The 23,887-nt window shown below is 66.1% G+C and carries 24 protein-coding genes; 1 reads left to right on the forward strand and 23 read right to left on the reverse strand.

Annotated elements, in window-relative coordinates; all coding sequences use genetic code 11:
• Window positions 1–127 precede the first annotated feature (127 nt).
• The 4 genes from NP3_RS15010 to NP3_RS15025 form a co-directional block, all read right to left on the reverse strand.
• Window positions 128–901 (reverse strand): ExeA family protein, encoded by a 774-nt coding sequence (locus tag NP3_RS15010; RefSeq protein ID WP_174566218.1) that lies wholly within the window; start codon window positions 899–901, stop codon window positions 128–130.
• A gap of 38 nt (window positions 902–939) precedes the next feature.
• Window positions 940–2,367 carry a DDE-type integrase/transposase/recombinase gene (locus NP3_RS15015; protein WP_218024860.1) on the reverse strand — a complete coding sequence of 476 codons (1,428 nt, stop codon included), beginning with the start codon at window positions 2,365–2,367 and terminating at the stop codon, window positions 940–942.
• 94 nt (window positions 2,368–2,461) lie between these two features.
• Entirely contained in the window at window positions 2,462–3,073 is a 612-nt protein-coding gene (locus NP3_RS15020; protein ID WP_063041762.1) for a hypothetical protein, read from the reverse strand.
• A 469-nt stretch (window positions 3,074–3,542) separates the two neighbouring features.
• Window positions 3,543–3,974 (reverse strand): hypothetical protein, encoded by a 432-nt coding sequence (locus tag NP3_RS15025; protein ID WP_157124325.1) that lies wholly within the window; start codon window positions 3,972–3,974, stop codon window positions 3,543–3,545.
• A gap of 418 nt (window positions 3,975–4,392) precedes the next feature.
• Here NP3_RS15025 and NP3_RS15030 point away from each other — a divergent pair, with 418 nt between their 5' ends.
• Window positions 4,393–4,812: a hypothetical protein gene (locus NP3_RS15030; RefSeq protein ID WP_245720945.1), complete on the forward strand. Its 420-nt coding sequence runs from the start codon at window positions 4,393–4,395 to the stop codon at window positions 4,810–4,812.
• Window positions 4,813–5,263: 451 nt separating this feature from the next.
• Here NP3_RS15030 and NP3_RS15035 read toward each other — a convergent pair whose 3' ends face one another.
• The 19 genes from NP3_RS15035 to NP3_RS15125 form a co-directional block, all read right to left on the reverse strand.
• Complete coding sequence (locus tag NP3_RS15035; RefSeq protein WP_063041766.1) at window positions 5,264–5,638, reverse strand: hypothetical protein; 375 nt, start codon at window positions 5,636–5,638, stop codon at window positions 5,264–5,266.
• A 518-nt stretch (window positions 5,639–6,156) separates the two neighbouring features.
• Window positions 6,157–6,462, reverse strand: coding sequence for a hypothetical protein (locus NP3_RS15040; RefSeq protein ID WP_063041768.1), 306 nt, complete (start codon window positions 6,460–6,462; stop codon window positions 6,157–6,159).
• 164 nt (window positions 6,463–6,626) lie between these two features.
• Entirely contained in the window at window positions 6,627–7,346 is a 720-nt protein-coding gene (locus NP3_RS15045) for a hypothetical protein (RefSeq protein WP_157124326.1), read from the reverse strand.
• Between the two features lie 75 nt (window positions 7,347–7,421).
• A complete protein-coding gene (locus tag NP3_RS15050; protein WP_157124327.1) occupies window positions 7,422–8,135 on the reverse strand; it encodes a GNAT family N-acetyltransferase in 714 nt (237 codons plus the stop codon).
• Window positions 8,136–8,243: 108 nt separating this feature from the next.
• A complete protein-coding gene (locus tag NP3_RS15055; protein ID WP_063041774.1) occupies window positions 8,244–9,101 on the reverse strand; it encodes an MBL fold metallo-hydrolase in 858 nt (285 codons plus the stop codon).
• 232 nt (window positions 9,102–9,333) lie between these two features.
• Complete coding sequence (locus tag NP3_RS15060) at window positions 9,334–10,278, reverse strand: FtsB/FtsL family cell division protein (RefSeq protein ID WP_063041776.1); 945 nt, start codon at window positions 10,276–10,278, stop codon at window positions 9,334–9,336.
• On the reverse strand, window positions 10,275–11,219 hold the full coding sequence (locus NP3_RS15065) for a hypothetical protein (RefSeq protein WP_157124328.1): 945 nt from the start codon (window positions 11,217–11,219) through the stop codon (window positions 10,275–10,277). Before NP3_RS15065 ends, NP3_RS15060 begins: the two co-directional genes overlap by 4 nt.
• Window positions 11,216–12,112, reverse strand: a complete 897-nt coding sequence (locus NP3_RS15070) for a DUF4913 domain-containing protein (protein WP_084508602.1) — start codon at window positions 12,110–12,112, stop codon at window positions 11,216–11,218. Before NP3_RS15070 ends, NP3_RS15065 begins: the two co-directional genes overlap by 4 nt.
• Window positions 12,109–13,959 (reverse strand): type IV secretory system conjugative DNA transfer family protein, encoded by a 1,851-nt coding sequence (locus NP3_RS15075; protein ID WP_157124329.1) that lies wholly within the window; start codon window positions 13,957–13,959, stop codon window positions 12,109–12,111. The genes NP3_RS15070 and NP3_RS15075 overlap by 4 nt, the downstream gene beginning before the upstream one ends.
• A 64-nt stretch (window positions 13,960–14,023) precedes the next feature.
• Window positions 14,024–15,289: a hypothetical protein gene (locus NP3_RS15080; protein ID WP_157124330.1), complete on the reverse strand. Its 1,266-nt coding sequence runs from the start codon at window positions 15,287–15,289 to the stop codon at window positions 14,024–14,026.
• Window positions 15,286–16,164: a hypothetical protein gene (locus NP3_RS15085; RefSeq protein WP_157124331.1), complete on the reverse strand. Its 879-nt coding sequence runs from the start codon at window positions 16,162–16,164 to the stop codon at window positions 15,286–15,288. The genes NP3_RS15080 and NP3_RS15085 overlap by 4 nt, the downstream gene beginning before the upstream one ends.
• A 196-nt stretch (window positions 16,165–16,360) precedes the next feature.
• Window positions 16,361–17,278, reverse strand: coding sequence for a hypothetical protein (locus NP3_RS15090; RefSeq protein WP_157124332.1), 918 nt, complete (start codon window positions 17,276–17,278; stop codon window positions 16,361–16,363).
• A 48-nt stretch (window positions 17,279–17,326) separates the two neighbouring features.
• Complete coding sequence (locus tag NP3_RS15095) at window positions 17,327–18,277, reverse strand: hypothetical protein (protein ID WP_063041789.1); 951 nt, start codon at window positions 18,275–18,277, stop codon at window positions 17,327–17,329.
• Window positions 18,278–18,350: 73 nt separating this feature from the next.
• Window positions 18,351–19,349 (reverse strand): hypothetical protein, encoded by a 999-nt coding sequence (locus tag NP3_RS15100; RefSeq protein WP_157124333.1) that lies wholly within the window; start codon window positions 19,347–19,349, stop codon window positions 18,351–18,353.
• Between the two features lie 79 nt (window positions 19,350–19,428).
• Entirely contained in the window at window positions 19,429–20,304 is an 876-nt protein-coding gene (locus NP3_RS15105) for a hypothetical protein (RefSeq protein WP_157124334.1), read from the reverse strand.
• 118 nt (window positions 20,305–20,422) lie between these two features.
• Window positions 20,423–21,544 carry an Atg14 domain-containing protein gene (locus tag NP3_RS15110; RefSeq protein ID WP_063041795.1) on the reverse strand — a complete coding sequence of 374 codons (1,122 nt, stop codon included), beginning with the start codon at window positions 21,542–21,544 and terminating at the stop codon, window positions 20,423–20,425.
• A complete protein-coding gene (locus tag NP3_RS15115) occupies window positions 21,541–22,086 on the reverse strand; it encodes a hypothetical protein (protein WP_063041797.1) in 546 nt (181 codons plus the stop codon). Before NP3_RS15115 ends, NP3_RS15110 begins: the two co-directional genes overlap by 4 nt.
• The gene (locus NP3_RS15120) at window positions 22,083–22,763 is read right to left on the reverse strand and encodes a hypothetical protein (protein WP_063041799.1); all 681 of its coding nucleotides are present in this window, start codon (window positions 22,761–22,763) and stop codon (window positions 22,083–22,085) included. The genes NP3_RS15115 and NP3_RS15120 overlap by 4 nt, the downstream gene beginning before the upstream one ends.
• A gap of 89 nt (window positions 22,764–22,852) precedes the next feature.
• Window positions 22,853–23,770 (reverse strand): hypothetical protein, encoded by a 918-nt coding sequence (locus NP3_RS15125; RefSeq protein WP_063041801.1) that lies wholly within the window; start codon window positions 23,768–23,770, stop codon window positions 22,853–22,855.
• Between the last annotated feature and the right edge of the window lie 117 nt (window positions 23,771–23,887).

Genomic DNA, 23,887 nt, shown 5'->3' on the forward strand with positions numbered 1-23,887 from the left:
GGCGTCATCGGCGGTGCCGATGACGCGGAGATGGGAACGGCCTCGCTCGGAAGGGTGAGCGAGGCCGTGGTCGGTGTGGTGACGGTGTAGGCCGTCGACCTGGTGGTGGCGCCGATGCCGATGTTGGTCAGTCGTTGCCGGTTTCGGTGATGGCGATGCGGGCGGATTTCTCGTCGACGATGGCGTTGCCCGCGGCGAAGGCCGCGGTGAGAGCGTGGACGGCGAGGTTGTTGACCGCGCGTGGGTGACCGCGAGAAGCGTTGTGGATCAAGCCGATTGCGTCGTCTGAGAACAGGGTGTCCTGGCGGCCGGCGAGGCGGCAGTGGTGGCGGATGTAGTCGGCGGTGTCCTCGGGCTGCATGCCAGTGAGGGTGTAGCGCACCGAGATTCGCTGGTCCAGCGCCGCCAGGACGCCGAGGCGGAGGCGTTGGCGCAGGGTGGGCTGGCCGATGAGCAGTGCTGCGAAGGGGCTGGTGGAGTCCATGTCGTGGTTGGTGAGCATCCGGATCGCTTCGAGCTGATGGTTGTCCAGCAGATGTGCTTCGTCGATGGCGACCACGGGCAGTCTCCCTCTTTCTGCTGCTTCGCCGGCGAGGGCGTCGGCGGCCTGCGGGGCCAGCATCGCGGTGTGGTAGGCGGGCTGATGCCCGAGGGAGGCGACGATGTGATGCAGCATGCCGCGGACCCCGATCGACGGGTTGGGCAGATAGATCACGATGTGGCGGGAGGAGTCCAGGCTGGCGGTAGCAGCGCGGACGGCGACGGTTTTGCCGGCGCCGACCTCGCCGGTGATGACACCGATCGCGCGTTGGTCGACGCACCAGGTGATGCGGGCGACGGCCTCGCCGTGACCGGGGTGGCGGTGCAGCATGCCCGTCGCGAGGTCGCGGCCGAAGGGCATTCGGGTGAACCCGTAATGTGATTGCAGACGTTGAATACTCACTGCTCAGCCTCAGTTCCGCCGACTTGGGTGTCGAGAGTGTCGGCCCGGTAGAGGGCGTCGTAGCCGATGCGCTGATCCCGGCGCAACTGCTCATGGTGCGCATCGGCAGTGAGTTTCAGGTAGTCGATGCCGGTCGCGGGGCGTGGTTGTTCAGGGATCTCGGGCCGTGCTTTCGGGTGTGTGTGGCGGGTGATGGTGTGAGGCAACGCATTTCCGTAACTGCGGTCGCGGTAGCGGACGTCGATGGTTTCCATATCGAACGGGGAGAACACCAACTCGACGCGGCGCCCCGCCAGGGCCGGGTCGACGGCATAGGTGTTGGAATGCAGCGAAACGGTGCCGGACTTGGTGACCATCCGCTGCTCGCCCCAGAGAAACGCCTCGGTCAAATCCGGCGCGGTCGGGATGGCCGGCGATCGGTTGCGCCTGTCCCATCCGATGTCCCAACGGGCCAGCGGTGTCTGCCCGGTCTCGCTGTGAACCCGGCGGTGGTATTCGATTTCGACCCAGGCCGCGAACAGGCCGTTGAGCTCCAGCAACGCGGACCGGTAGTCCATACCGGACTCGGCGATGTCCTCGGCGGTGGTGTCGGGGACCTCGACCAAGAACTGGTCGCGGACGGTGCGAAACAGTCTCTCGATTTTCCCGCGGCCTTGCGGGCGGCGGGGAGTCGAATGGACCAGGCGGACACCGAGTTTCGCGCAAGCTCGAAGCAACCAGGCATCGACGAACGCCGACCCGTTGTCGACATAGACCGACTCGGGAACTCCTCGGCTGGCCAGGGCCGGCTCCAGCGCCGCCGCCAAACGAACGGTGTCCTCGGCGAACCCGAACCGATACCCCGGCAACAACCTGCTGTGATCGTCCAGAAAAGCGAACAAATAGGTCTTGCGGCCACCCACTTTCGGTCCGTGCAGGGCGTCACCAACCCAGAGCTCGTTGGGTCGGTCGGCCTCGAACCGGCCGAACACCACCGAGGGCCCACCGGCGGCCGGGCCGAGGAGGTCGAGGCGGTGAAAGTGCCGCAACAGTGTCGATTCCGAGGGCGCCCACCCGGTCGAGGTGCGCAGGATGCGCTGCACCTGAGCGACGGTGCGGGCCGGGTTCTCCCGCTTCAACGCCGCCGCCATCTCCAATGTCGCGGCGTCGATACGGGTGCTGGACTCCCGAATCGAGGGCACCAGCTCCTCGAACCCGCCGCGACGCCAGCGGCGGATCCAGCGATCCAGGGTGTCACGCGAATAGGCGACCCGGTTGCCGAACGGATCGGTATGGGAGCGAGAAGCGATGTCGCGCACGATCTTTCCCCGTGCCTTCGGCCCCCGCCCCTGGTCCAGGGCTGGGCAGATCAACTGATACCGGAACAACGCGATCGCCTGCGCCCGCTCACGGCGACGGGCCTCTTCCTGATCAACGGCACTCAATGCCGATGTCCTCCTCACTGACTCACCACGCCCGACGCCAGAACATTTGCCGGGCAACAACATCGGTGAGGATCACCCGTTTGCGATCACGACATCAGGGGCAACTCGTGTTGGGACACCCCTGCTCACTCTCAGCAGGACAGTCCGGCGCGAGAAGCCGACCGCCCGAGGCGGCCACCACCAGCTCGGCCGGCGTCACCATGCCGAGCTCGGCGAACCGGTCACCGACCACCGCGGCCGCCCACTCGACCGCGGCCAGCATGTCCTTCCACCCCGATCCAGCCGTCTTCGGCACCGTCACATCCACCCCGGCCGTCACGGCCAACCTCACGAACTCCGCCCGCACCACCTCCAGCCGGCCACCCGCCCGGCGCAGCCAGCCCCGCACCGTGGTGGCCACCGCCCCGAGCCGAGTAGCAACACGACGGTGCCCCAGGCCCGCCGCGCGATGTTGCAGCGCGGCCCAAATCACCTGCGCCGCATACGCCCTGCGCAGCAACAATGTCACCGGCAACAACACATGCGTCACCCCGCACCCACGACAGCGCGCCCGCCGCGGCCTCACCGGCTCACCGGTCGGCGCGACCCGCCGCGACCGGGCCCAACCCCACCGTGCCAGCACCCCGGTATCGCAAGCCGGGCAACAGATTTCACCCGCCACCAGACGGGTCTCGACGCGAACCGGATCGACCTCTACCGTGACCATCAGTGCCTCTCGCACTACGCACGGCACCCCAGGCCAGGGCCCGCCAAGACTCACCGCCGGGGTGCCGTGCACCAACAATGCTCGATACCATGACGGTGCAGACGATCCAGATCAATCCCCCAATGGCGCCGACCACCCCATCGGCAAACTCAACGACGGCTCGGGCCACCGTGATCGGCATCCCCGATGACGCTCAACAGTGAGGTCGCGCTGCGGAGTGGCCTTCGGGTGGGCATGAGAACAAGATCTCCCAGCCGAAATCTCAGTGTCAGCAATGCCAGGAACGGAATGACTCACAATGTCTGAGGAAGCCGGGACCTGCGCAGTCGTCTCGGAACGAACTCAGTGCGCTCAGTTCAGTTGACCAGATTCTGCCGAATCCCTGATGCGTCAGCCACCGTCGGAGGGGGCGGTGGCCAACCCCCTGCTGCCGAATGAATGGCAGTCAGATATCAGACCGTCGAGTCGGTCAGAGACGGCCGGTAAGACTCAGGCCAGCTAGCATGACCAGTGTTCCAACGCATTCGGTCAGGTAATCGAAGTCGCGGGATGCCTCGACCATCAGGCGTTGCCCCTCATCCGGGTCGTCGTTGATCCGGGCGGCGACCATCTGCAGCGCCCAGCGCTGCGACAAATCCATGTCCACTGGCCAAATGTCGGGGACAGGTGTCGGCGCTGTTACGGTCGCGGGGTCACTCCCTTCAATTAGGCGGTCGACCCACCACAGCACCGCCAATGTGAGTCCGTCGCTACCGACTTCCTCATCGCTGAGCAGTTTCGCGACCTCGAGGCCAACAGAGTCGGATCCCTCGGTTGCCGCAGTCAGCGCGGCACGGGCGCGGTTCAGCCAAACCGGATAGTTCACGATTCCCCCTCTTCGATTCAACGCTTCGAACTGCATACGAGCATCCGGCCGCCGACAGCGGTCCCTCGCCTCACCTCACATCACATCACTGTAGCTCCGCCGGGCCGCTGCGCGGCCGGTCTCCGAGATCGCCGTGGATACATGCGCCAACCGGCACTCGGCCTGCTCGCGCTACCTGGGGTTCGCGGACGTCGTCTGCACCGCCATGGTGGTCGTAGTGAGTGACACCCATGCCGTGATCACGCGGCGTCACGGCAGCACACGTCGTGCTCGCGGGCGGAGAGCACGCGAGTTCCTCCGCGGCGACGGGTGCGCACTGGGCACGACCTGCGCACCGACATCGAATTGATCCGGCAGTTCATCGCAATCCGGCGCCACGAACCGATGACCTGGCTTCCGCACGAATATCCCTGATCGCTTCGAACCAGCGACCTTGGCCGATAGGGTGCTCCAGGTGACCGATCGCACCGACCCGGAGTTGCAGCCGACGCTCCCTGTCGAGGGCAGTCAGCCGGTCATCCGCCGTCGACGCGGCAGCCGCACGAAGGCCGCAGCTTTCATCCGCGACGAGATCGCCTCGGAGACATATCATCCCAGCGGCTCGGTCGAGATCGAGGTCAGGCCAGCTGTGTGGACTCTCGCCCACAAGGGATACAGCGGTGGTGGACGCCTTGACGTGTGGGGGTACCCCGACGCAGACACCGCTCTGCACGATGGCGCGCAACTGGCCCTCGAATGTGGTCTCGATGAAGACCCGGCCATCGTGTCGCTGTTCAAACGCAAGAAGTACACCGAGATCCTCGAACAGTACGAGCAGCGACGACCTGGTCACATCCTGCGGGTACAGGCATCGTTCTTCGTCCTGGGCGAATAAGCCCACAACAAACTACCGGCAGCCGCTCCACCTCATTTTCGTTACCTCGGCAAACCCGAACGTGACCGCGGCCCGCTTGCCTTCACCGCAGCCTCGGCGGCGTTCGTCCTCGCCGGAACCCGGTCTCGTCTGTGTCGCCCGATTCGGGCAGGGCGCGGCTGCGGCGGCGTTCTCCTCGGCCGCCGGGCGATGGTGACGCGGGCTGACCCCGACTGCCGGATATGGGCGGGCGTTCGGCAGCTGCGGCGCATGGAAGGGACTCGGCTACACCCTCGGTCCGCTACTGGGCGGGGTTCTCGTCACGGTCGGCGGCTACCGCCTGCTGTTCACCACGCTCGCCGGGCTGGCTCGACCGTGAAGGATTCCAATCAATGGTGTTCAGATCCACGGGCTGCATCTGTCGTACCCCCTTCGCCCACACCAGATTTGACACTAACCTGCCTCAATGTCTCTACCGTTCGATCGCGGCCCGTCCCAGTCTGTCGAACAGGTGCTCGAGTGTCTCGAGGGCGGTCTCGATATCGAGGCAGTATCGCAGCTCCCGCATGATGCGCCCGCGAAACGGTGCCAGCTGTTGTGTTTCGACCGCCAGGACGTGGTCGAGGTTCCATACTTGGCGACCACTTGCTGTGATCTCGGTGCGGGGACCGAAAAGCGACTCCAAGTCTTCCTTGCGGTAGCCCAACAGTCGTAGGTCCACCTCGGAAATCATGCCCGCCTCCGCCAGGTCCCCGTCGTCACTGACACGTTCGGTAGTACCGAGATATTCCGCCATGATCCGTTCATCCTCGAGATCGGAACCACGGACGTCGAAATTGCCGGACATAACCAAACCCCCATAAGGTTCAGAGCGGGCCCTTCCCGCCCCTGCCTGCCACCGAAACCTACAGTGCACCAATCAAACACACCAGAAATTGCCGAATACGTGATGCCGGTTACATCGTTTCGGCTACCCCGGGGGCGTGCGAATCGGTCAGGCCCGGATCAGCAGATATCTACCCACCAGAGCATCCGGTCGGCGCACCAAAAGCTCGCGTCCTACAACGCGACTGCTCCCAACATCGGTCGGGCCGCCGACTCGTACCCTGTGCCTGCAGGCCGATACCAGGCTGGCCTATGCCGACGGGGGGCGCGGTGCGGGGCTGGCACGCGCCGCGGAAGCGTCCGGCCTCGGCTTTCCATGGCGCGGCAAGCGCGCGTTGCATGGCGTGGTTCTGTTCGCGCGAGGACAGACCGGCGACATGCTCGTACAGGCGGGCGAGGATCCCCTGCTGCGGCCATCCTTTCTCGACATCGGTGGATCCGCTGGCGGATCTCGATCAGGTCGATATGGGCAGCAACTCATCAACCATCAGCCGACTGTTTCCCCGCGCGCTGCCACCAGTCGATCGCTTCACCGGTGACATCCATGCGCTCGATGAGGGCGGCAGTCGATTCCACCTGCGCGCCGGAGGGACCGCAGAAAACCCATAACCGCTGGGCGGCACGGTGGTACCGGTGGATCACCTCATCGACCTCGAACACGTCCAGCTCCCCCGCCCGTAACCGGTCCACCGCTCGCCCGACTTGCTCGATCAGCTCACCCAGGCGCGCCTTGTGATACGCGGCGACCCGCTCGCGGGCGACTCGCCGGTCAGCCTTGCTTCCCATCCCGGCAAAGCTACCCGGCGTGGGGGTTGCACCAGGTGGATACACGCACCGGCTACCGCCCGCGGGGCGATCGGACCCGCCGTTGCCGCCGACGCTGTTCGGCCTGATCTGGCTGACGTGCGACTCGACTCGGGATTGCGGTCATTGCTCAGGTATGTGGCTGGTCAGTCCCAGTCGTCGTGGATCGCCAGTGGTGCGTGGTATCGGCGTATCGCCTGGACGGCGACGGTGATGTCTTGTGCAGCAACGGGCGCGAGAGCGGTGCGGGCTTTGTCGAGGGCGTTGTATGCGGTGGCTTGGCCGAGGAATTCCGGATGCGCGTCGATGGGCACGAGGCCACTGGTGCGCCAGTATCGGTCCAGCCTCTGCCTGGCGCGCCGCCCGACAGTAGATGTTCCATCGGTTTGGTCGGAAATCGGGGATAACACGATCAATCCGTCGTGGGAAGACAGCATCCGGTCGCTGATCTGGCTGATCATCCAAGCCCCGAGTTGGTGACCGCGTACCGGCGGTGCGAGCTGCGCGGTCAGCACCACCAACACATCGTTGATCGGTGTCGCCTCGAACTGCTGCTGTACCTGCTCGTCGAGCCATTCCCGATCGAACAGCGGTGAAAATTCCACGGCCCCTTGGCAGTAGGAGTCCAGGATGTCGGCACCGACGTGCTCGCGGCCGAGGCGGATGGTGAGGAAGTCGATACAGCCCACGCACACTGCGGTGTCGTCGTATTCATCCACATGCATCCACAGCTGTGCACACCAGTCCATGCAGGCGTCGAATTCGCTGGTGTTGATGCTGCGATAGCGCACGAGCGGCCCACCCAGACTCAGCGTCTCGCGTCCGTCGTTCTGGGCTTGTTCGGCTATCTCTCGCAACGTCGGCATCGCCACAGCCGACAAGTATGGCCCATCCGCCGCACCATCGAGCGAGGTGATCCAGAGCCGTGCACGGCCACCTGGTCACCGCGTGGGGCGAGAGGATTCGCGCACCCGGTCCGCTGTCCCCAGGGGTAGGTAGAACAGGGCGTGGCCCGCCGCAGGGACATGCCTTACCGGTGCCGCGAGGTAGTCACTGAAGGCTAAGGCCGCGCCGGGCTTGGTCACTATCATTCCGCAACGTCGATAGAACTCGTCCAGACCGACCGTGGCCGCGTCGAACTGTCCGAAGATGATCGGGACGCGGGCGCGTCGTGCGGTCGCGACGGCCTCGCGTAGCAGAGCGCGGCCAACTCCGTAACCGCGGTGTTGGGATACCACCGCGATGGCTCGAATCATGATGGTGTTCAAGGCAACATGAACGACTGCGTGTGGACCCTGCTCAGCTACTTGAAGCGCCAGAGGTATCGGCGGTGCGGCGATCAGTCCGCCGATGATGCGCCCGTCTGCGACCGCGACCAGCGCCATCGTTCGTGCTGCTGCCAGGGCAGCGACACCACCACGCCCGAGGGCGCTGTGTTCTGCGGGCAGGGGCCCACCGTTCAACGCGGCCGAGAGCAGTCCGGCGTCGTTGAGGGCAGCGAGGTGTCGGGCGGCAGCGCGAGCGCCGGTGTTGCCGGCCAGCTCATGCCAGTGCCGGAACTTCAGCATTTCGGCGCGGCCTCGGGCGCGGCGGATCAGCACCGGCTGTCGCTGTCCTTGGTAGGGGTCTGTGGTTTGTGGGGATGCTGAGGGCACGGGATTCTCCTTGTCGCGGTGGTAGTTCTGGTGTGTTTTGCCGTGATCGGTTGCCGCACATCGCCGAGCAGTTGAGTGGCGGCGTGGATGGCTGAGCGGCAGGGGTTTTCATTGCGGTCGCCAGGTGCTCACGCCGTCGATGTCGGTGACGGATCCGAGTTGCACGTCGGCGAAGTGGAGTCCGAACCCCAGGGTGTAGGGCGCGGCGAGTTCATCGAGGAGCCATTTAGCGGTGTTCACCGACTGGGCGGGGTCGTCATCGGATGCTGCGGTCAGGTGCGGATGGCTGACCTGGATCGGGGTTTGCATGGCGTCCCCGAATGCGATGAGACGGTGTCCGCGTGAGCTGATCACGAACCCGGTGTGTCCGAGGCTGTGCCCGGGTGTGGCGATGGCGCGCACGCCGGGGAAGATGGGCTCGCCATCGGCGATCGGGTTGACGTGGTCGGCGAATGCGTCGAGCATCTGTGGGCTGATTCCGTCGACGAGGGCGAGGTCGCGTTTGTCCCATTCGGTGTCTCCGACCAGGACCGGTGTGTCAGCGAATGGACTGGTGGTGGGTGTGGTTTGCCACAGCCAGCCGATGTGGTCGAGGTGTAGGTGGGTGAGCGCGATCAGGTCGATGTCGGCGGGTGTTTTGCCCACGGCGGCAAGGCTTTCCAAGAGTTGTCCACCAACCATCCACCCGAACGGTGTCGGGATCTGCGACGGTCCGAATCCGGTATCGATGAGCAAGCTCTGGTCTCCGTGCTCGACGAGCAAGCCGCCGATGCTGGCGGTGAGATTACCTTCGGTGTTGAGCAGTGCGAGGTGGTCGCGCCACAATCCTTCGGTGGATTCGGGTAGCCAGGCGCGGGGGTCGAGGGTCGCGAAACCGTCGGGTAGATAGGTGATGCGATGGTCGCCGAACTCGAAGATGCGCAACGCGGCGGGACGGGTCAGGCGGTCAGGGCTGATTGTTATCATCAACGGATCTCCTTCACGATGTGTACGGGCAGGTCGGCGTCGGGTCCGACCAGGGTTGGGGGCATGTGGATTTGGGGCGGCGGTCCTCGTGTCTGCGGCCCGGCGGGCGGGTCACGGGCGAGTTGACGCGGCCGGTATCTGGTCCACCGCAGCGCTGACCGCCGATACCTGGGCGCATGGGCTCCTCACAATGGATATGGATGTCGGCCAACAGGAATCGGTTCCCTCGCCGCTACGGATCAGGTCCGGTGTCCCGATGTGCTTGCGGCGCGGCGGTCCCACTAACGAGGGTGTCGATATCGCAGTCCCAGCAGTAAGCGGCCATGTGCGGCAGCGCGTCGGTGATCGCGGCACCGATCTGAGTCCCCGCCCCGCTTTCGGACCGGTCGACCACGGTCGTGCGCAGGGCGTGGCGAGCCTGTGCGAGTAGCGCTTTCGGAGTCGGGGGGTGCTCGCCGTCGGTGTCGGTATTGGCGGTGTTGGTCCCCCGGTCGGTGCGGCGCAGGCTGGCCAGTGAGCGCCGCACGGCGGCGGCGATGGTGGCGGTGGTGTAGCGGCGCCACTGCGGATCCAGGTCCTCGAGGCTGTATTGCAGGTAGTGGCCGAGTCGCTGTTCGAGGTCGTCGACGGTGGTGCGGGATATGTCGGCGCGCTGTGTTCGGCCCATCCCGATCGAGGTGGCGGTGGCAACCGCGCGCGTCCAGATCGCTACCATGTTTCGCCGCACCTGTTGGGCCGCAGCGGGTTCAGGCTCACCGCTGACACCACTGGTGGCGAGCAGGTGTTCGCGGGCCACGGTAATCGCGGCCATGTCGATGAGCTGAGTGGTGTCCGCGATGACGCGCGCGATGCTGCGACGCTTGGTTTTTGGAAGTGGTGTTGGGAGCAGTTGCTCGTCGGTCCAGGCGTCGCCGGTCTGTCCGACGCGGCGCGCGAGATCGACCCAGCTACGGGGCACGCCTCGTGCGCGGGCCTGGATTTCGGTCAGATCCCGGTCCCGGTCGAGGGCGGCGATCTGGGCCAGTATGTCGATTCTGGTGGCGCTGTTGTTCGCCGCGGACTGCACATGGTGCTGTAGTCGGGCGGCTTCGGCGGCGAGCTGGTGGACGCGATGCAGCATCCCCGCCTGCTCGGCTGCGATATCGCCAACGCGGTGCGCTGATCCCGGCCCGGTCATGGCTCGGTTCCCTGGACCGGCGATAGGAATTCCGGGGCCGAAATCTCACGGTCGGTGGCGGTGTCGAAGCTGAGCGGATCCGTGCTAGCTGCGTCGCTGAACAGTGTTGCCGCGGTGGCGGTTTCGGTGTCAGCCTCGGTGCTGTCGGTGAGGTTCGCGGCATTGATCGCGGTGTCGATGCTCGCGCCGGTGATTACGGCGAATCGGACGCGCTGCTGGGGGGCGAGTAATCGGGCATCGATCGCGGCTGCCAACTGTTGGTGCTGTGGCAGTGCCGCCGCGGATACGGTCGTGATTCCGGCGGCGGCCAAGGCGATGGCTTGCAGTGCGTAGGCGCGGGTGTCGGTGTGTGCGACGGCGTGCCAGCGCTGGACGAGTTCCTCGACTGGTACACCGTCGAGGGTTGCTGATCCGGTCTGTGCCCAGTCGTGGGTGGTGCCCCACAGTTGTTGACCTTGCTCGGCGGTGAGGCCGAGCAGGTTCGCTATCCCAGTGGTCCGTTCGCACAGGTTGCGTAGGTTGCGATCGAAGTCGGCGCCGATGTCGGTGTCGGGTGCTGGGCTGATCTGCTGGTAGGCGACCTCGAGCGCGCTCCACTCGCATAGCCGGTGCACGTCGGCGGTGAGGGCGGCCAGTATCGGGTCCCAGTCGAGGGCGTCGGGGGCGCGCAGGTACAGCTCGGGGCGCCAACCGATACCGCGTTCGCCGCGCTCACGCACGTGGTCGATCCACGCACTAGGTACCCCGCCCGCGTGGGCGGCGTTGAGCAGTTCCTCACGCACAATCGCCCGGCCGTGGTAGTCCTCGAACCAGGACTGTGGAGGGTTTTGCCCGCTCTGCTGCTGGCGGCGAGTTGCGTTGGCCACCAGGGCGTTCAACGCCTTGGTCTGGTTCTGCAGGGCTTTGAGCACTCGCGCCTGCACACGGGTCGGCGTTCTCACGGTCGTGGCCCTGCCTGTGAGGCGGGCGCGAGGGCCCGGAAGTCGGGTCCCCATCCGAGGTGTTCGATCGGGGTGGTCGTGCCGTCGATGCCGAACCAGGCTGGTGCGATCGCGGTGTTGGGCAGTCCGGTCAGTTCGATGTGTCGTTGTGGGGTGCACAGGTGTAGCGGTCCTTGTGCGGCGTCGAGGATGCGGCGCATGTGCCGGTCGATATGGCTGACGAACAGGCTCGACATCGCGGTCTTGTCCTCAGCGCGGCGCGCGGCTTCGAACACGGAATGGATAGCGGCGAAGCGCAGGACGACCTCGTGGTGGCGCCACCATTGCCGACACCACGTGTAGTGGCCTTCACGGTTGTTCGCGGTGACGCGGACAGCGATGACCGGCAGCAGCCAGTCGGTCACGAAGTCGCTGTAATGGGCGAACAGCGGTTGTGGCTTCGCTTCGGTTCCGGTGCCCGCTTGCGGAGTGGAGGTTGATTTGGTGCCGAACCAGTTCGCGGGCACCGGGTCCGCCGATAGCGACGGGACGGTGTTGTGTTCGGTGCGGGTGCACCGGTAGAGCGGTCCGTTCGCGGCGTCGAGGATCAGGTTGAAATGCGGGTCGACGTGGTTCAGGACATAGGTACTGATCGCACTGCCGGACTTGCTACGCCGCGAGACTTCGAAACCGTTGTGCAGGTGGGCGATGCGAACCGCGACGGGCCGGTGGCGCCACCATTGACTGCACCAGGTGTAAGCGTTTTCCCGATTCGCTTCAGCGAGGCGCACATTGACCATCGGCAGTAACCACTTGTCGGCAAATTCAGTGAAGTGCCGGTACGCCGGCGGTTGAGGCGGTCCTTTCGGTTTCGGGCCGCCTGCTGCGGGTGGGGTTGGTGCCGGACTGTTCATGGCGCGCTCCCCGCGCTGTCGTCAGTGGTCCCGGTCGCCAGCGGGACGACGGTCTCGGCGGTGGGGTCCGTGAACCGGTCCAGGGATCGCTGGATCTGGGGCGCGAGGTCGGGGTTGTCGTACCAGGGAACCTTTTTCACCAGCATCGGCCCGTGGTTCGGTAATCGGATGACGGCGCGGTCTTTGGGTAGCGCCCCGAGCTGGGCGACATCCAGGATCGGTTCGGAGCGCCAGGTCAACGACCGGGTGACTCCGCCAGGGCCGTAGCTGTGGGAACGGTCGGCCACGTCGTGGGGGCCGGTCATGCGTGACCAGTGCTCGAGGTAGTCCAGGGCGGCGATACCGCCGCCGTAGACCTCGATGGCTTGGGCGCGCATGATCTTCAGACCGTTCGCGCCCCACAGGGCTTCACCCTGTTCGAGAACTTGCAGGATGGTCATCAAGATGATGCCGCAGCCCGCGCAGTAGGTGTAGTACTCCGGTAGCTCGGCGATGCGTGCGCAGTTGGCGGCTTCATCCAGCACCGCCAGCAACGGAACCGCGAGCCGCCCATCAACTCTGGCCCGCGCGGCGGTCAGTGCGGCTTCGAGGATCTGTCCGATCAGCGCCGCGGTCAGCGGGGTCGCGCTATCGTGTCCGGCCATCGACAGCGCGTAGAGAGTGTCGTTGCTGGTGACGAATTCCCGCGGCTGGAATTGCGGCAGGTCATGAATTTGTGTGCCGTCGCTGATGTCGAGGATCACGATGTTGTTCGGGCCTTCGTAGGCCTTGATGACGCGCCGTCGGGGTGGGGTCACCATCCGCGCATAGCCTTCGTGGGTCAGCACGTTGAGATACCGGCGCGCCATATCGAACAGACCGTCACGCTGACGCGCATACAGGCTTTGGGCTTCCAGAATCCGTTCCGCGGCACGCGGGTGGTCGTAGTGGCGCAGGATCAACGCCGGCGTTTGGTCCTGATCACGGCCGAGCCATTCCGCGGCATGTAGCAGATCCCCACCCGCACACGCTGCCGCGAAAACATACAGTGCCAGCAACTCTCGCGCACCACCGTCGAAATAGGCATCCACGCGAGCGTTTTCGGCGTTCGAGTCGACGATGAAGAACCCGCCCAGCTTGCGGGCGGCGGGCAATGTCTGCACCTGTGCCAGCAGGTTCACCCAGAAGCAGCATTGGACCGTCCCGGTGACCGCCTGCAGATCACACAACCAGATCCGGGAGCCCTGTTCTTCGCGCCCGCCGACGGTGTGGCGATACACGTCGGGTTTGTTGGAGGTCGCCAGCACCGGCCCCCATCCCGAGAGCACCGCGGGCACCGCCCAGACCATGGTCTTGCCGGTGCGCTGACCAGCAGCGATCACCACCCCCATCTCCGCAGGCACAAACAACTCGATCCCGCCCTGCACCGTCGTGCCCAGCGGTGGCCCCGTCAGCGCCCGGATTTGCGGTGGCGCATCACGCAGCAGCCGCGTCGCGGCGGCGGCGTTGTCGGCTTGGGTGGCCATGGTGATCTCACTGGGGCGGTGCATGGTGCGGGCGGCGGCATCGATACGCGGACGCAAGCCCATCGAGCGCCACCCCATCCGAACCAGCACCGCGACCGGCACCGCGAACACGGCGGCCACGACGCTCGATTGCCACGGCCACCGGTGCTGACCGATCGCCACTTGCAGCAACGCCACCACCGGGTGCCGGGTCACCGGCAGTCCAGCCCACCAACTGCCCGCACTCAACGCCACCCACGCCAACAGCACCAGCACCATGACGGCCAAAAACAGCAGGAGCGCGGTGGTTTCGGGCCCCAACCCACCCACCCTGCGGCGGCGGGCCTCTCGTGTGGAAATCATGATCGCGAACTCCTCGACTACGAGCACGAAAACGGCTGCGGATTATGTTGCGGGTCAACCTGATTCACCGAACCGCCTCCTCAATGACCTCGGCCCGGGGGCTGTCGAGGACCGGTTCGGCGGGTTCGGTGGCGGTGTCCCAGTCGTTGCCCGCGTCGTCGGGTATGGCGGCGTCGATGGCAGCGCCGATCGCGGCGCCACCGTCGCCCGTGGTGTCGGCGCCGATGGTGGGGTTCACGATTGCGGGCGTCGAGAGTGTTGGTGCGGCTGCGGTTTCGGTACTGGTAGGCGCGGCTGCGCGGCGGGCGAGTTGGTCGCGCAGATCGGCAACAACGGCGCGCAGAGCGGCAGTTTCGGCGCGGGCGTCGTCGCGTTCGGCGGTGAGCTGCGCGATGCGCCCCAAATGAGGGTGGGCCGGACGGTCACTCCAATACGTGCCGTCCAAGCCCGCCCGATAGGCGAGGTCGATCGCGGATTGCTCGACTCCACCGGCGAGGGCCTCAGCGCGGGCGCGACGCAGCTGAGCCAGCAACGACTCCATGTGCTCGACAAGAGCTTGCGAGTCCCCGATCGGTTCGCCCTGTCCATCCGCCACGCGCGAGTGTTCGGCCGTGAGGTCCTGCACTTCACACAGCAGCGCTGCCTGGCGCGCCAACTGGTCGGTACCGTTGCGGTCGCCGAGCTCTTCCTCCCAGTCCAGGGCGAGGTCGATACCGTCGATGACGGCCCCGACCTCGTCCATGCTCAACAACTGCGCGCCCGGCCTAGCTCCCAACGCACGATCCACCGCGCTCAACACCGGCCCGGTCCCCTGCGCCGAGGCCGCCGCAGTATCGGGAGCCGAGTGGGCTTGAGGCGCGGTCGTGTTGGTGATCAGACGTAATTGCGGTCCGGGTGCTCGCCAACTTGCCTGGTCTTGGCTGGAGCCGTATGCGGTGCCGTCGGTGTGGCCGGTGATTTCGCGGGCCTGGCGCAGGGTGCGCCAGCTCATGTCATCGACACTGCGATCCCCGGCTTGGCGGGAGCGGGCGATGCCGTCGAAATATCGGCGCGCCGCCTCGGGATCGGTTTCCCATTCGTCGGTCGCGGCGTCGATCTGCCCCCAGAGGGCGCGCCACTGCGGCATGCCGTGGTGGACCCATGGCGCGGCGAGCTCGACGGCGGAGTTCTCGAGTCGCGCGACATCGGAGGGTGTTTCGCCGTAGGGTGCGATCTCGCGCAGCGCGTAGTGCTTGGCGAAGTCGGCACGTAGGTGCTGCTCGGTATCGGAGGCCGCATCGGCGTAGTAGAGCGGATCTTGGTAGCCGCGCGGCTGTTCCAACCACGTCACAGGTCCCGCCCCCACTCCGGCCTCGCCGCAGGATCCTCAGGCGATGCTTCCGTTTCCGGCACCCATTGCCCCCCGTCTGAGGCGTGTGATGTCGCATCGACGGCCTCGCCGATATCGCGACCGGAATCGGCTGCACGGTGCTGGAGGTTCTCGTCGCCGACTTCGGCGTCGCCCATGGTTCGGCCTGCAGCGATGTCGGGGACAGCGTTGTCTCCCAATAGCTCTCGGAGTGTGGTGTGGCTGGCGCTGAGCTGGTGTTCGAGCCCGCGGATCTTGGTGTTTTGGCCGGTGATGTGTATGCGCAGCCGCATGCCCTGCTCGTGGTACTGGAATGCCTGTCGTGCGGAAGCTTCGGCTTGGTCGCCGAGGCGTTCGATCCTGCCCAGCCAGCGGTGTGACGGCTGCGCCGCCCATGGCACGCCCTCAGTACCCAGCAGTTCGGCCGCGATCACATCGTCCTCGGCGACACCGTCGGCGAGCGCGTCGCGACGCGCCTGCCCCAACGCCATGGTCAGGGCGTCCAGCTGGGCTGGCACACCGTCACCGTGCTCCCCCGGCACCGCGGCATCGGCAAGCAGAGTTGTTGCCGCGGCGAGGTTTTGCACTTCCCGCAACCGGCGCGTGTAGAGCGCGTCGGCCGCATCGTCAGCGGCCGAGGACCGGCCTGCTTCGCTGGGCTTCCCGTCGATTCGTTCGGGCCGATAGAACAGCTCGAGCGCCAGCTTTTCGACCTGCGCGGGGGATGTGTCCAGCGCGGGTGGGGTCGATCCGGTGGGTGGGGATTGGCCCGCTGTGGCTGTATCGCCCGGGTTCGGGGGTGAACTGGCTGTGGCGGTGGGTGTTTCGGGATTGTCGTGGAATGTGTTGTCGGACATCATCTTTCGACCTCGTCGAAGTGGGCCGCAGCGCCTCGCGCGGCTGATTTCTGATGTCCCCGGCGGATTGTGTGGCTGTCTTGCCTGTGACCGGCACCTACGGTCAGCGAGGAAGACCCGGATTTTGCACCCGCTGTCACTGAATGCGCCGCGACCGGCACGGTCGGGGGCGCGAATGTTGTTGCGGTGTCGGTGGTTACGGTTCGGGACCTGCCTCCTTATGGGCATGTGGTGACATCTCGGTGGTGGGGGTGGTTTCGCTGTTCCACTGCCCGACCAGTCCGGGTGGCAGCGCCTGCTCGATCGCGGCGGTCATACCTTGCGGAGCAAGGGCGTCCTCGATGAACTGGGTGCGAATCGCGGCGTAGGCGTCAGCGATCATCTGCTCCGGTGCCGGTGGCACGCTGTCGGCTTGCGGGATCGGTTGACCGTCGTCGTCGACCGCGACATACGCTGGCACCGGCAATCCCGGGTCGGCGCTCATGTAGCCGCGTAGTTCGTTGTGGAGCCCGGTTTCGTCCTGGGCGCTGATGTAGGAGTTGTGGAGTTTCAGCCATCCCGCTCGACCGATTCCCCACAACTGCTCGCCCTCGGCCTCGCTCACCTGCGCCATGTGCGCGAACGCGGTCGCCCGCTGGTGATGGACGCCCATATTGCGTTCGAAATGCCTTGCCTGTATGGGTGATATCTCGAATGTCGCCCGGCCGGTGGCGACGCGGTCCTGATAGGCGGCGGCCAGATACGCCATCCGCTCCAGATTCCACAGATCCGGGGCCATCATGTCGAACCAGAACCCTCGGACCTCACTCGATGCACTCGGCAACTGGACTTCCTGCGACACGGTCACGGGCCGGGATCCGAGCTCGCGCACATCGGCGATCCAATCGGGGCTGACCCCGGCCTGCAGCGCTTGCTGTTCGAGGGCTTCCCGTTCGGCGATCAGCGCTTCCAGATGGGTGGTCCATTCCAGCTGCGGGTCGGGCCCGTCGTAGCCGTCCAAACCCAGCCGCGAGATGCGGGTGTGTTCACCTTCGAGGTGCTGGATTCGTCGCAGCAACTCGGTTTGCCACCGCGCGAGTTCCCGCTGGTGTGCTGTCAGGTCAGGATCGGTCACGATCGAAACCTCCTGCCAGCGCACCCAATTCGATGCTCACCGGTGCCATCACAGCTCCCGGTCCAGATCGTGTGCCGAACCCGAGATGATGGTGCCCGGCTCGCCGAGCGGTTCAGCTCCCCAGCTGCGGGTCAATTCGTCCAGCCGTGCCGCCGCGATCGCCTTCTCGCTGACCTGCCCATCGATGTGAGGGTCATCGCCGGAGGTGATAGCGAGCGCCTGTTGGGCGTTGTCGATCATCAGCTGCGGTGTCGGTGGTAGCTCACCGGGGACGACGGCGCGGCCCGGTCCGCTGCTGTCGAGGGGATGCATGTGGGTTCGGGCGTCGTACTCGATGCCCGGCCACGCTCGAGTGCGCCAGTGTTGTTCCAGGACCGTGTCGCTGTAGCGATCGACCGTCGCCTCCACCAGGGTCGCCCACCCGTGTGCGTCGCGGCCCCACAGCTGGGCGCGTTCGGTATCGGAGAGGTCCGCGGCGACGGCGGTGTCGGCGGCACGCACCCACAGCGCGGCCATGTTGGTGTGGATCTGGCTCGCCGCGACCGGCTCGGATTCGGAAACAATCCCGGCCGCGATGCGGCGTTGCCGGCGCGCGGCGAGGATCGCGGCGGTGTGTTCGAGCGCCCAGACATCGTCCGCGACACTGTCGAGCATCGCCTCGCGCGCCACGTCGGCCCCGCGGGCGGTTTCCGGCGGTGGTGGTCTCCGCTCATCCCACCGGATTCCGCGATCACCGAGCGCGCGGGCCTGCTCGATCATCGGTTCGGGAATTGCGTTGGCGCGGGCGCGGATCACGGCTTGGTCGCGTTCGGCGTCCAGTTCCCGCAGGTGGGCCTGCCAAACACGGACTCGTGTGTCGTCGCTGCCGGGGGTGAGGGTGTAGTCGGGGTAGCCGTGATGCAGGACCCGCTGATGGTGGTACGACAGATCTTGTACCTGCTCGAGCAGTCGAGTTTTCCACGGCGGCAGCGACTCCCACGGCGGCGACGGCGCGGTCACAGCCACCCTCCTGGTCTACGAATCCGTTTGTGCTGCATTGTGGTTCGCAAGTTCATGCGTGACTCCTGTCGGGTTACGGTTCGATGCCGCGCTCGGTGTCCACCTGCGACGCGGGCTGGTGCGGGGCAAGCGGAAGACCGGTTGGGAGCCGGTCGCCCAAGGCAACGGCATCCACGTGGGCGGCGGTGTCGCCGGTCGTGTCGGTGTCGGTGTCGATTCCCGTCGCGTCGATGGCCTGACCGATCGCAACGCCTGCGCTGCGGCTCGAGTCCGGATCGGTGAGGGTGGTGGCGTCGGTTCTTGCGGTGTTGCCTGGGCTTGCGGCGACGGCGATGAGCTGGTGTGGTGACGGTGGCATATGCCCGGCCGCGTGCGCGTGGGCTAGGGATATCCCTGAGCTGGTCAGCGCTGCCAACCGCAGTTCGTCGGCCAGGAGCTGCGGCAGGGAGGCGTATTCGAGCCATCGCGCGGTCAAGGTGTCGTTGTCATAGCCGTGCATCCGCGCCTGCAGGGTTTGGCGCAGACCCGTGCCATCGGTCGACCACAGCTGCTCGCGTTCGCTGCTGGTGATCTCGAGGGCGTGGGCTACCGCGCCGATGCGGTTGCGTAGCACGGTCATTCGCGCGTCGAAAAACGACTGCTGGTCCGGGTCGGCGGCCCCGAATCGGTGGTTGTGGGCGGCGCGGACGGCGACCATATCTTCCAGCTGATCCACCTGTGTCCCCAACCGAGCCAGCAGTCCCACACGGTCTGCCGCGGCGGCGTCGGGGATTACCTGGTTACCGCGCCATCGCAGCCCGTCGGTGCCGCACGCTTGGACGTGATCGATCGTGTGTTGGGCGATCCCGATCGCCGTGGCCTGTTCGCGCACCAGCTGCCGGGACCAGTTCAGATGCCACAACTGCCGCCGCCACGCTGCCGTGAGGTCCGCGTCCCCCTGATTCGCGTGACGAGCGCGGTTCTCGGCGTTGCTGATCTGGACGGTGAAGTTCTGGATCGCGCGCAGCATCTGCACCCGCACCGCCGGAATCGCCAGGCCCGCACCCGAACTCGACCACAGCCGATCACTCACCACGACCACCTACTCGGGCAGTCGCCACGCGGTAGGTCGAGCAGGTCCGCGCCCTCGCTGTTCGCGAATGTGATGGCGTTCATGGGTCGATGCCGTGGTTGGTGGTCAGGTGCAGTGGGTGCGAAGGCGGATCGGTCGCCTCGTCCAGCGGTGCGGTGTGTGTGTCGCTGTTCAGGCCCGCATGCTCGATCGCCGTGTGGATCACCGCCCCATCCCCAGCCCACGCACTGGCCGCATCGAGGGTGGAGTCACCATCAGCGGTGCTGGTGGTCGTGGCGTCGGTTGCGTTCTCGGCGAGCGCGATCAGCTCTTGTGGGGCTGGTGGCAGTTGCCCGGCCGCGGCGGAATCAGCGCTGGTGATGCCCGCTCCTTGCAGGACATCGATCGGCAGGGATTCGGCGATCAGATTCGACAAGCTCGCCCGGCTCCGCCATTGCTCGATCAACGCGTCGCCATCGAGGGCGCGCGCTCGCGTGGTGGCCGCTGCGATGCTGGCGGCGTCGGGCCACAATTGTTCGCGTTCGGCCGGCGAGAGGTCCAGGGCGTGGGCGAGCGCGCCGATGTGCTCGCGCAGCGCTTTCATGCTCAGCTGGAACCACGTCTGCGGTTCACCGGTGAAGTCACTGTATCGGTGTGTGTAGGCGGCATGGAACGCGGCCATCTCCTGCAGACGGCCGACCTGGGCGGCTAATCCGGCCAGCAACTGCGCCCGGTCGACGACCTCGGTGATGGGCATCGTCTGACCGGGATGCCACCGGATGCCGTTGGCGCCGCGCTGACGGACATGCTCGATCAGCCGCGGCGGCACTCCAACAGCGGCGGCCTCACCAGTGATGACCTCGCGAGCCTCGTTGAGATGGTGCAGTTGGTGCTGCCATCCCTGCGCGATGCCCAGATCCAGCCGGTCCCAACCGAATCGGCCCCGATCAGCGGCGTTGCGTATATCGACGCTCATGTTCTGAATCGCGGACAGCAACGCCTGCTGCACTGGCGGTAGCGCCGACCCCGACTCGACCATCACAACCACCCACCCGCGTCGTCGACGCAGCGGCCAGTCCTCGCCCCCGGGGCGCTCATCGTTGGATCCCCACATCCACACCGAGCACCCGACCAGTCGGCGCCGGTCCGAAGTCGGCCTCGATTCCGACACCGACCTCGCCGGTCAGTCCGGCGTCCTCGATCGCGGCGCCGATACCGTCCCCGGTATCGGCAACGACGCCCGGGCGGGGGCCGGCCACGTCGTCGAGGAGGTGTTCGGCGTGCACACCGAGTGTCAGTTCCTCGGTCAGCCCGGCGACCGCGTCCAACAATGGTTCCGGGTTCCGGGTGCGGGTCGCGACGTCGATCTCGTTGACCTCGACTGTCTCGACGTCGATGTAGGGCAGGTCATCATCCGGGCTGGTGCCGTAGGGGACCATCGTCGTGCCCGGCTGCCCGGTGTCGGGGTCGCCGTCGAGATAGGTCTGCGGATCGGTGCCGGTGTCGTCGCTGAACCGCTCGTCATAGGCGGCGGCATGGGTGCGGTGCTCCTCGGACAGATCCGCGGTGTGATGGGCGGCGGCGAACCCGACCGAGGCGTGGTGCGTTGCCGCGTCCTCGCCGCTCGTGGTGGACAACGTTTCGCTGAAACCGGCAGCGCGGCGGCGGATGTCGATCAGCAGCTTCTTGTACTTGACGTCCAGGTCGTACAAGTCTTTCGCGTACTTCGACCGGTCGGCGTACCCGTCTTTCTGCAGTTGGTGGGTCTCGTTTTTGCGCTGCTGCTCGGCCGCGCTCTCGCGGTCGCGACGTTTCAGGTCCGCATTGCCTCGTCGGATCTGCTCGCTTTTGACCTCGATTTCGGCGTTGTTCAGGGCTTCGCCCCACCGGGCGCGGTCGTTGTATCCGTCCAGTTGACGTTGATGCACAGCCTGTTTGCGGGTCTGATCATCGCGCTTGGCTTGCTCGTCGAGTTCGAACAGCCGCTGTCCCTGTGTCTGGCGATCGGCGTAGCCCTGCAATTTCGCCCAGTGCAGTTGCCCCTCGCGCAACTCACGCGCTCCGGCATCCTGCATCCGCTGCAAATGCTCTTCCACCGAGCGGGACTCGGCGCCGCGGCGTTGCAGGAAGTTGCCGACCATCGCTCCGGTCTGGAATGCCTGGATAAACCCCTGACGCACCGCTTGACCGCCCTCCTCGACAGGATCCCCGGTCATCCGGTCACCTCCAAGGCCGCGACCAGCCACGGACTCGACAGGCCCGAGCGGGTGACGTGCGCGTACACCGCGAACCTCATCGCAGGGCTGGCCTCACCCAGATGCAGATCGACCCCGAGGACACGACTCATCAAGGTCGCGGTATCGGGCGGATGGTCATCGCCGGTGATTCGCGCGGTGGCCGTCACGCTCACGAGTTGGGTTCGCCATTCCTGCCAGCGCGCCGCAGTGATCGGCGTGAACACCGTCGCCGCCGATTCACCAGCAGCGGCGAACGCCGGGTCTAGCAACGGTTTCGCGTGCTGGAACGCGACGCGTTGATCAGCCTGGATCTGGGGCTGATAGGTAAAGACCGCCGCGACCGCCGCTCTCAGCACCGCTTCGCCCGAACAGGGATCGACCGTGGCGTAAGGAGAGGCGAATCCGGTTGCAGTGCACACTTTCCCGCTGCCGATGGCCGGTTCGTGGGCACAGCCAGCACCCAGGACGATGGAGCTCGTTGCCACTGCCACGACCAGCGCACGGGCTCGGATGCCGCTCATGTCGGGATCCGGTGCTGGATCAGGGTGCCCAGATCGATGCGGCGCCAGTCGACGGGGGTGGTGCCGATGGACTGGTCATGGGCGGGGTTGTGGTCCCGGTCGGTGATCAGATCCAGCACGAGTCCGGCGACGAACGCCACATGCTCCAAGTTCTCGAGCAGGTCGCTGCTTCTGCACGCGAGGATCAGGTTCGGTGTGGCGACCGGGTCACCCCTGTCGTGGCGAGCCTGTCGGGCCAGCCAAATCGTCTGGCGTGCAGCGGATTCGACCGCGTCCGCTTCGGATTCGATCACTGCGGGCGGGGTGAGAGCCTCGAAGCGTTGCCGCCAGATCACTCGCCCGTCGGCGCCACACAGCGTGAACTGCTCGCTCGTCGCGGCCGACCACAACAACAGGTGTGGTCGGCGTGTCCCGCGTTCGGCCAGCCGGGCGTGGGCTTGCTCTCGCGCCAGCTGGTTCTCGCGCAACCGCGTATAGTCGATCCCCGCTTCGGTTCGCAATGCGGCAGTGAATTTGGCGAACAGTTCCGCAGTGTTGAATCGGTGTTCGGTAGCGACACGGTCCAGCTGCTGGTAACTGGTGCAACCGCGCAGCTCACGCGCCAAGCCCCGCACCACCAACTGCGGGAGGGTGAGTGTGTGTGCGTCAGCGGGGGTCACGGTCAGTGTGACTGTCATTGGTGACTGCCTTTCTCGTTGGCTCGTTGGCTCGTTGGCTCGTTGGGTGTTCGGTTCGATTGCGGTGCAGCGGCTTTCACCCCGACCGGTCATGAGTCCGGGTCCGGCATGGGCGACGCCTGCGTCGCTGTGCCGTGTGTGGTGTCGCCTCCGATGGCCTCGCCCTGCCAGGCGCGGTTTGCACTGCCCCCGAGCGCGGCGTCAACGGCGTCGCTGATCGCGCTGTCGCCATCTGTCCCCAGATCCGAGGCGATGCCCGTGGCGCTGGTCGCGGCGCTACTGCGCCACGCTGTTTCAGCGGCCTTGATCAGCTCAGAGGGGCGCGGTGGTAGTTGGTGTGTGGCGGCGTCGCCGAGGCTGATCCCCGCCATGCTCAGGGCTTCGACTCGCACGTTCGCGTCGCTCACCGCGGTCGTCTTCGTGTGGGTTCTCCACCGTTTGAGCAGTTGCGATGCGGCCTGTTCGCGGGTTGACGCCAGCACCGATCTCCATGCGTCAGCGTCGAACCACCATCCCGCGACCTCGGTCTCGGTCACCTCGAGGGCGATAGCGACCATCGCGACCCGGGACCACTGCAACCGCAGATGCTCCCGGAACCGCTCGGCGAGATCGCCGGGGACAGCGCCGAAACGGTCCACGCACACCGTGTGGGTAACGGTCATGTCGTAGAGCAGCACCACCTGCTCACGCAGCTGCGCCAGCAACGGCTCGCGATCCACCGCGGCGACCAGAGGCATCGACTCACCGCCAGTCCATCGTGTTCCCGTATTTCCGGCGTTCTTAGCGACGGCGATCCAGGTACCGGGCACCCCGATAGCACGAGCTTGTTCCTCGACCAGCTGTGATGCCACCGACAGCCCGCGTAAGTTGTTGCGCCACATCCTGAGCTCGCCACCGCTGGGCCCGTCGGCGAGCAGCGCCAGATCAGCGGTGACGTTCTGGATCACCTTCAGCATTCCCAGAGCCACCGCGCTGGCCGCGCCGCCATCCGATGCCGAGGCAGTCACAGTCGCGGACCCGAATCATCTGGCAGACACCATATTTCAGATTTTCTATCGGTGATCTGGATGTGCCGGGATCTCTGGTGTGAATGCGGACCGGCTTCATACCGGCCTTGTTCGACA

The organism is Nocardia pseudovaccinii NBRC 100343, assembly GCF_001613225.1.
In the GTDB taxonomy this organism is placed as follows: domain Bacteria; phylum Actinomycetota; class Actinomycetes; order Mycobacteriales; family Mycobacteriaceae; genus Nocardia; species Nocardia pseudovaccinii.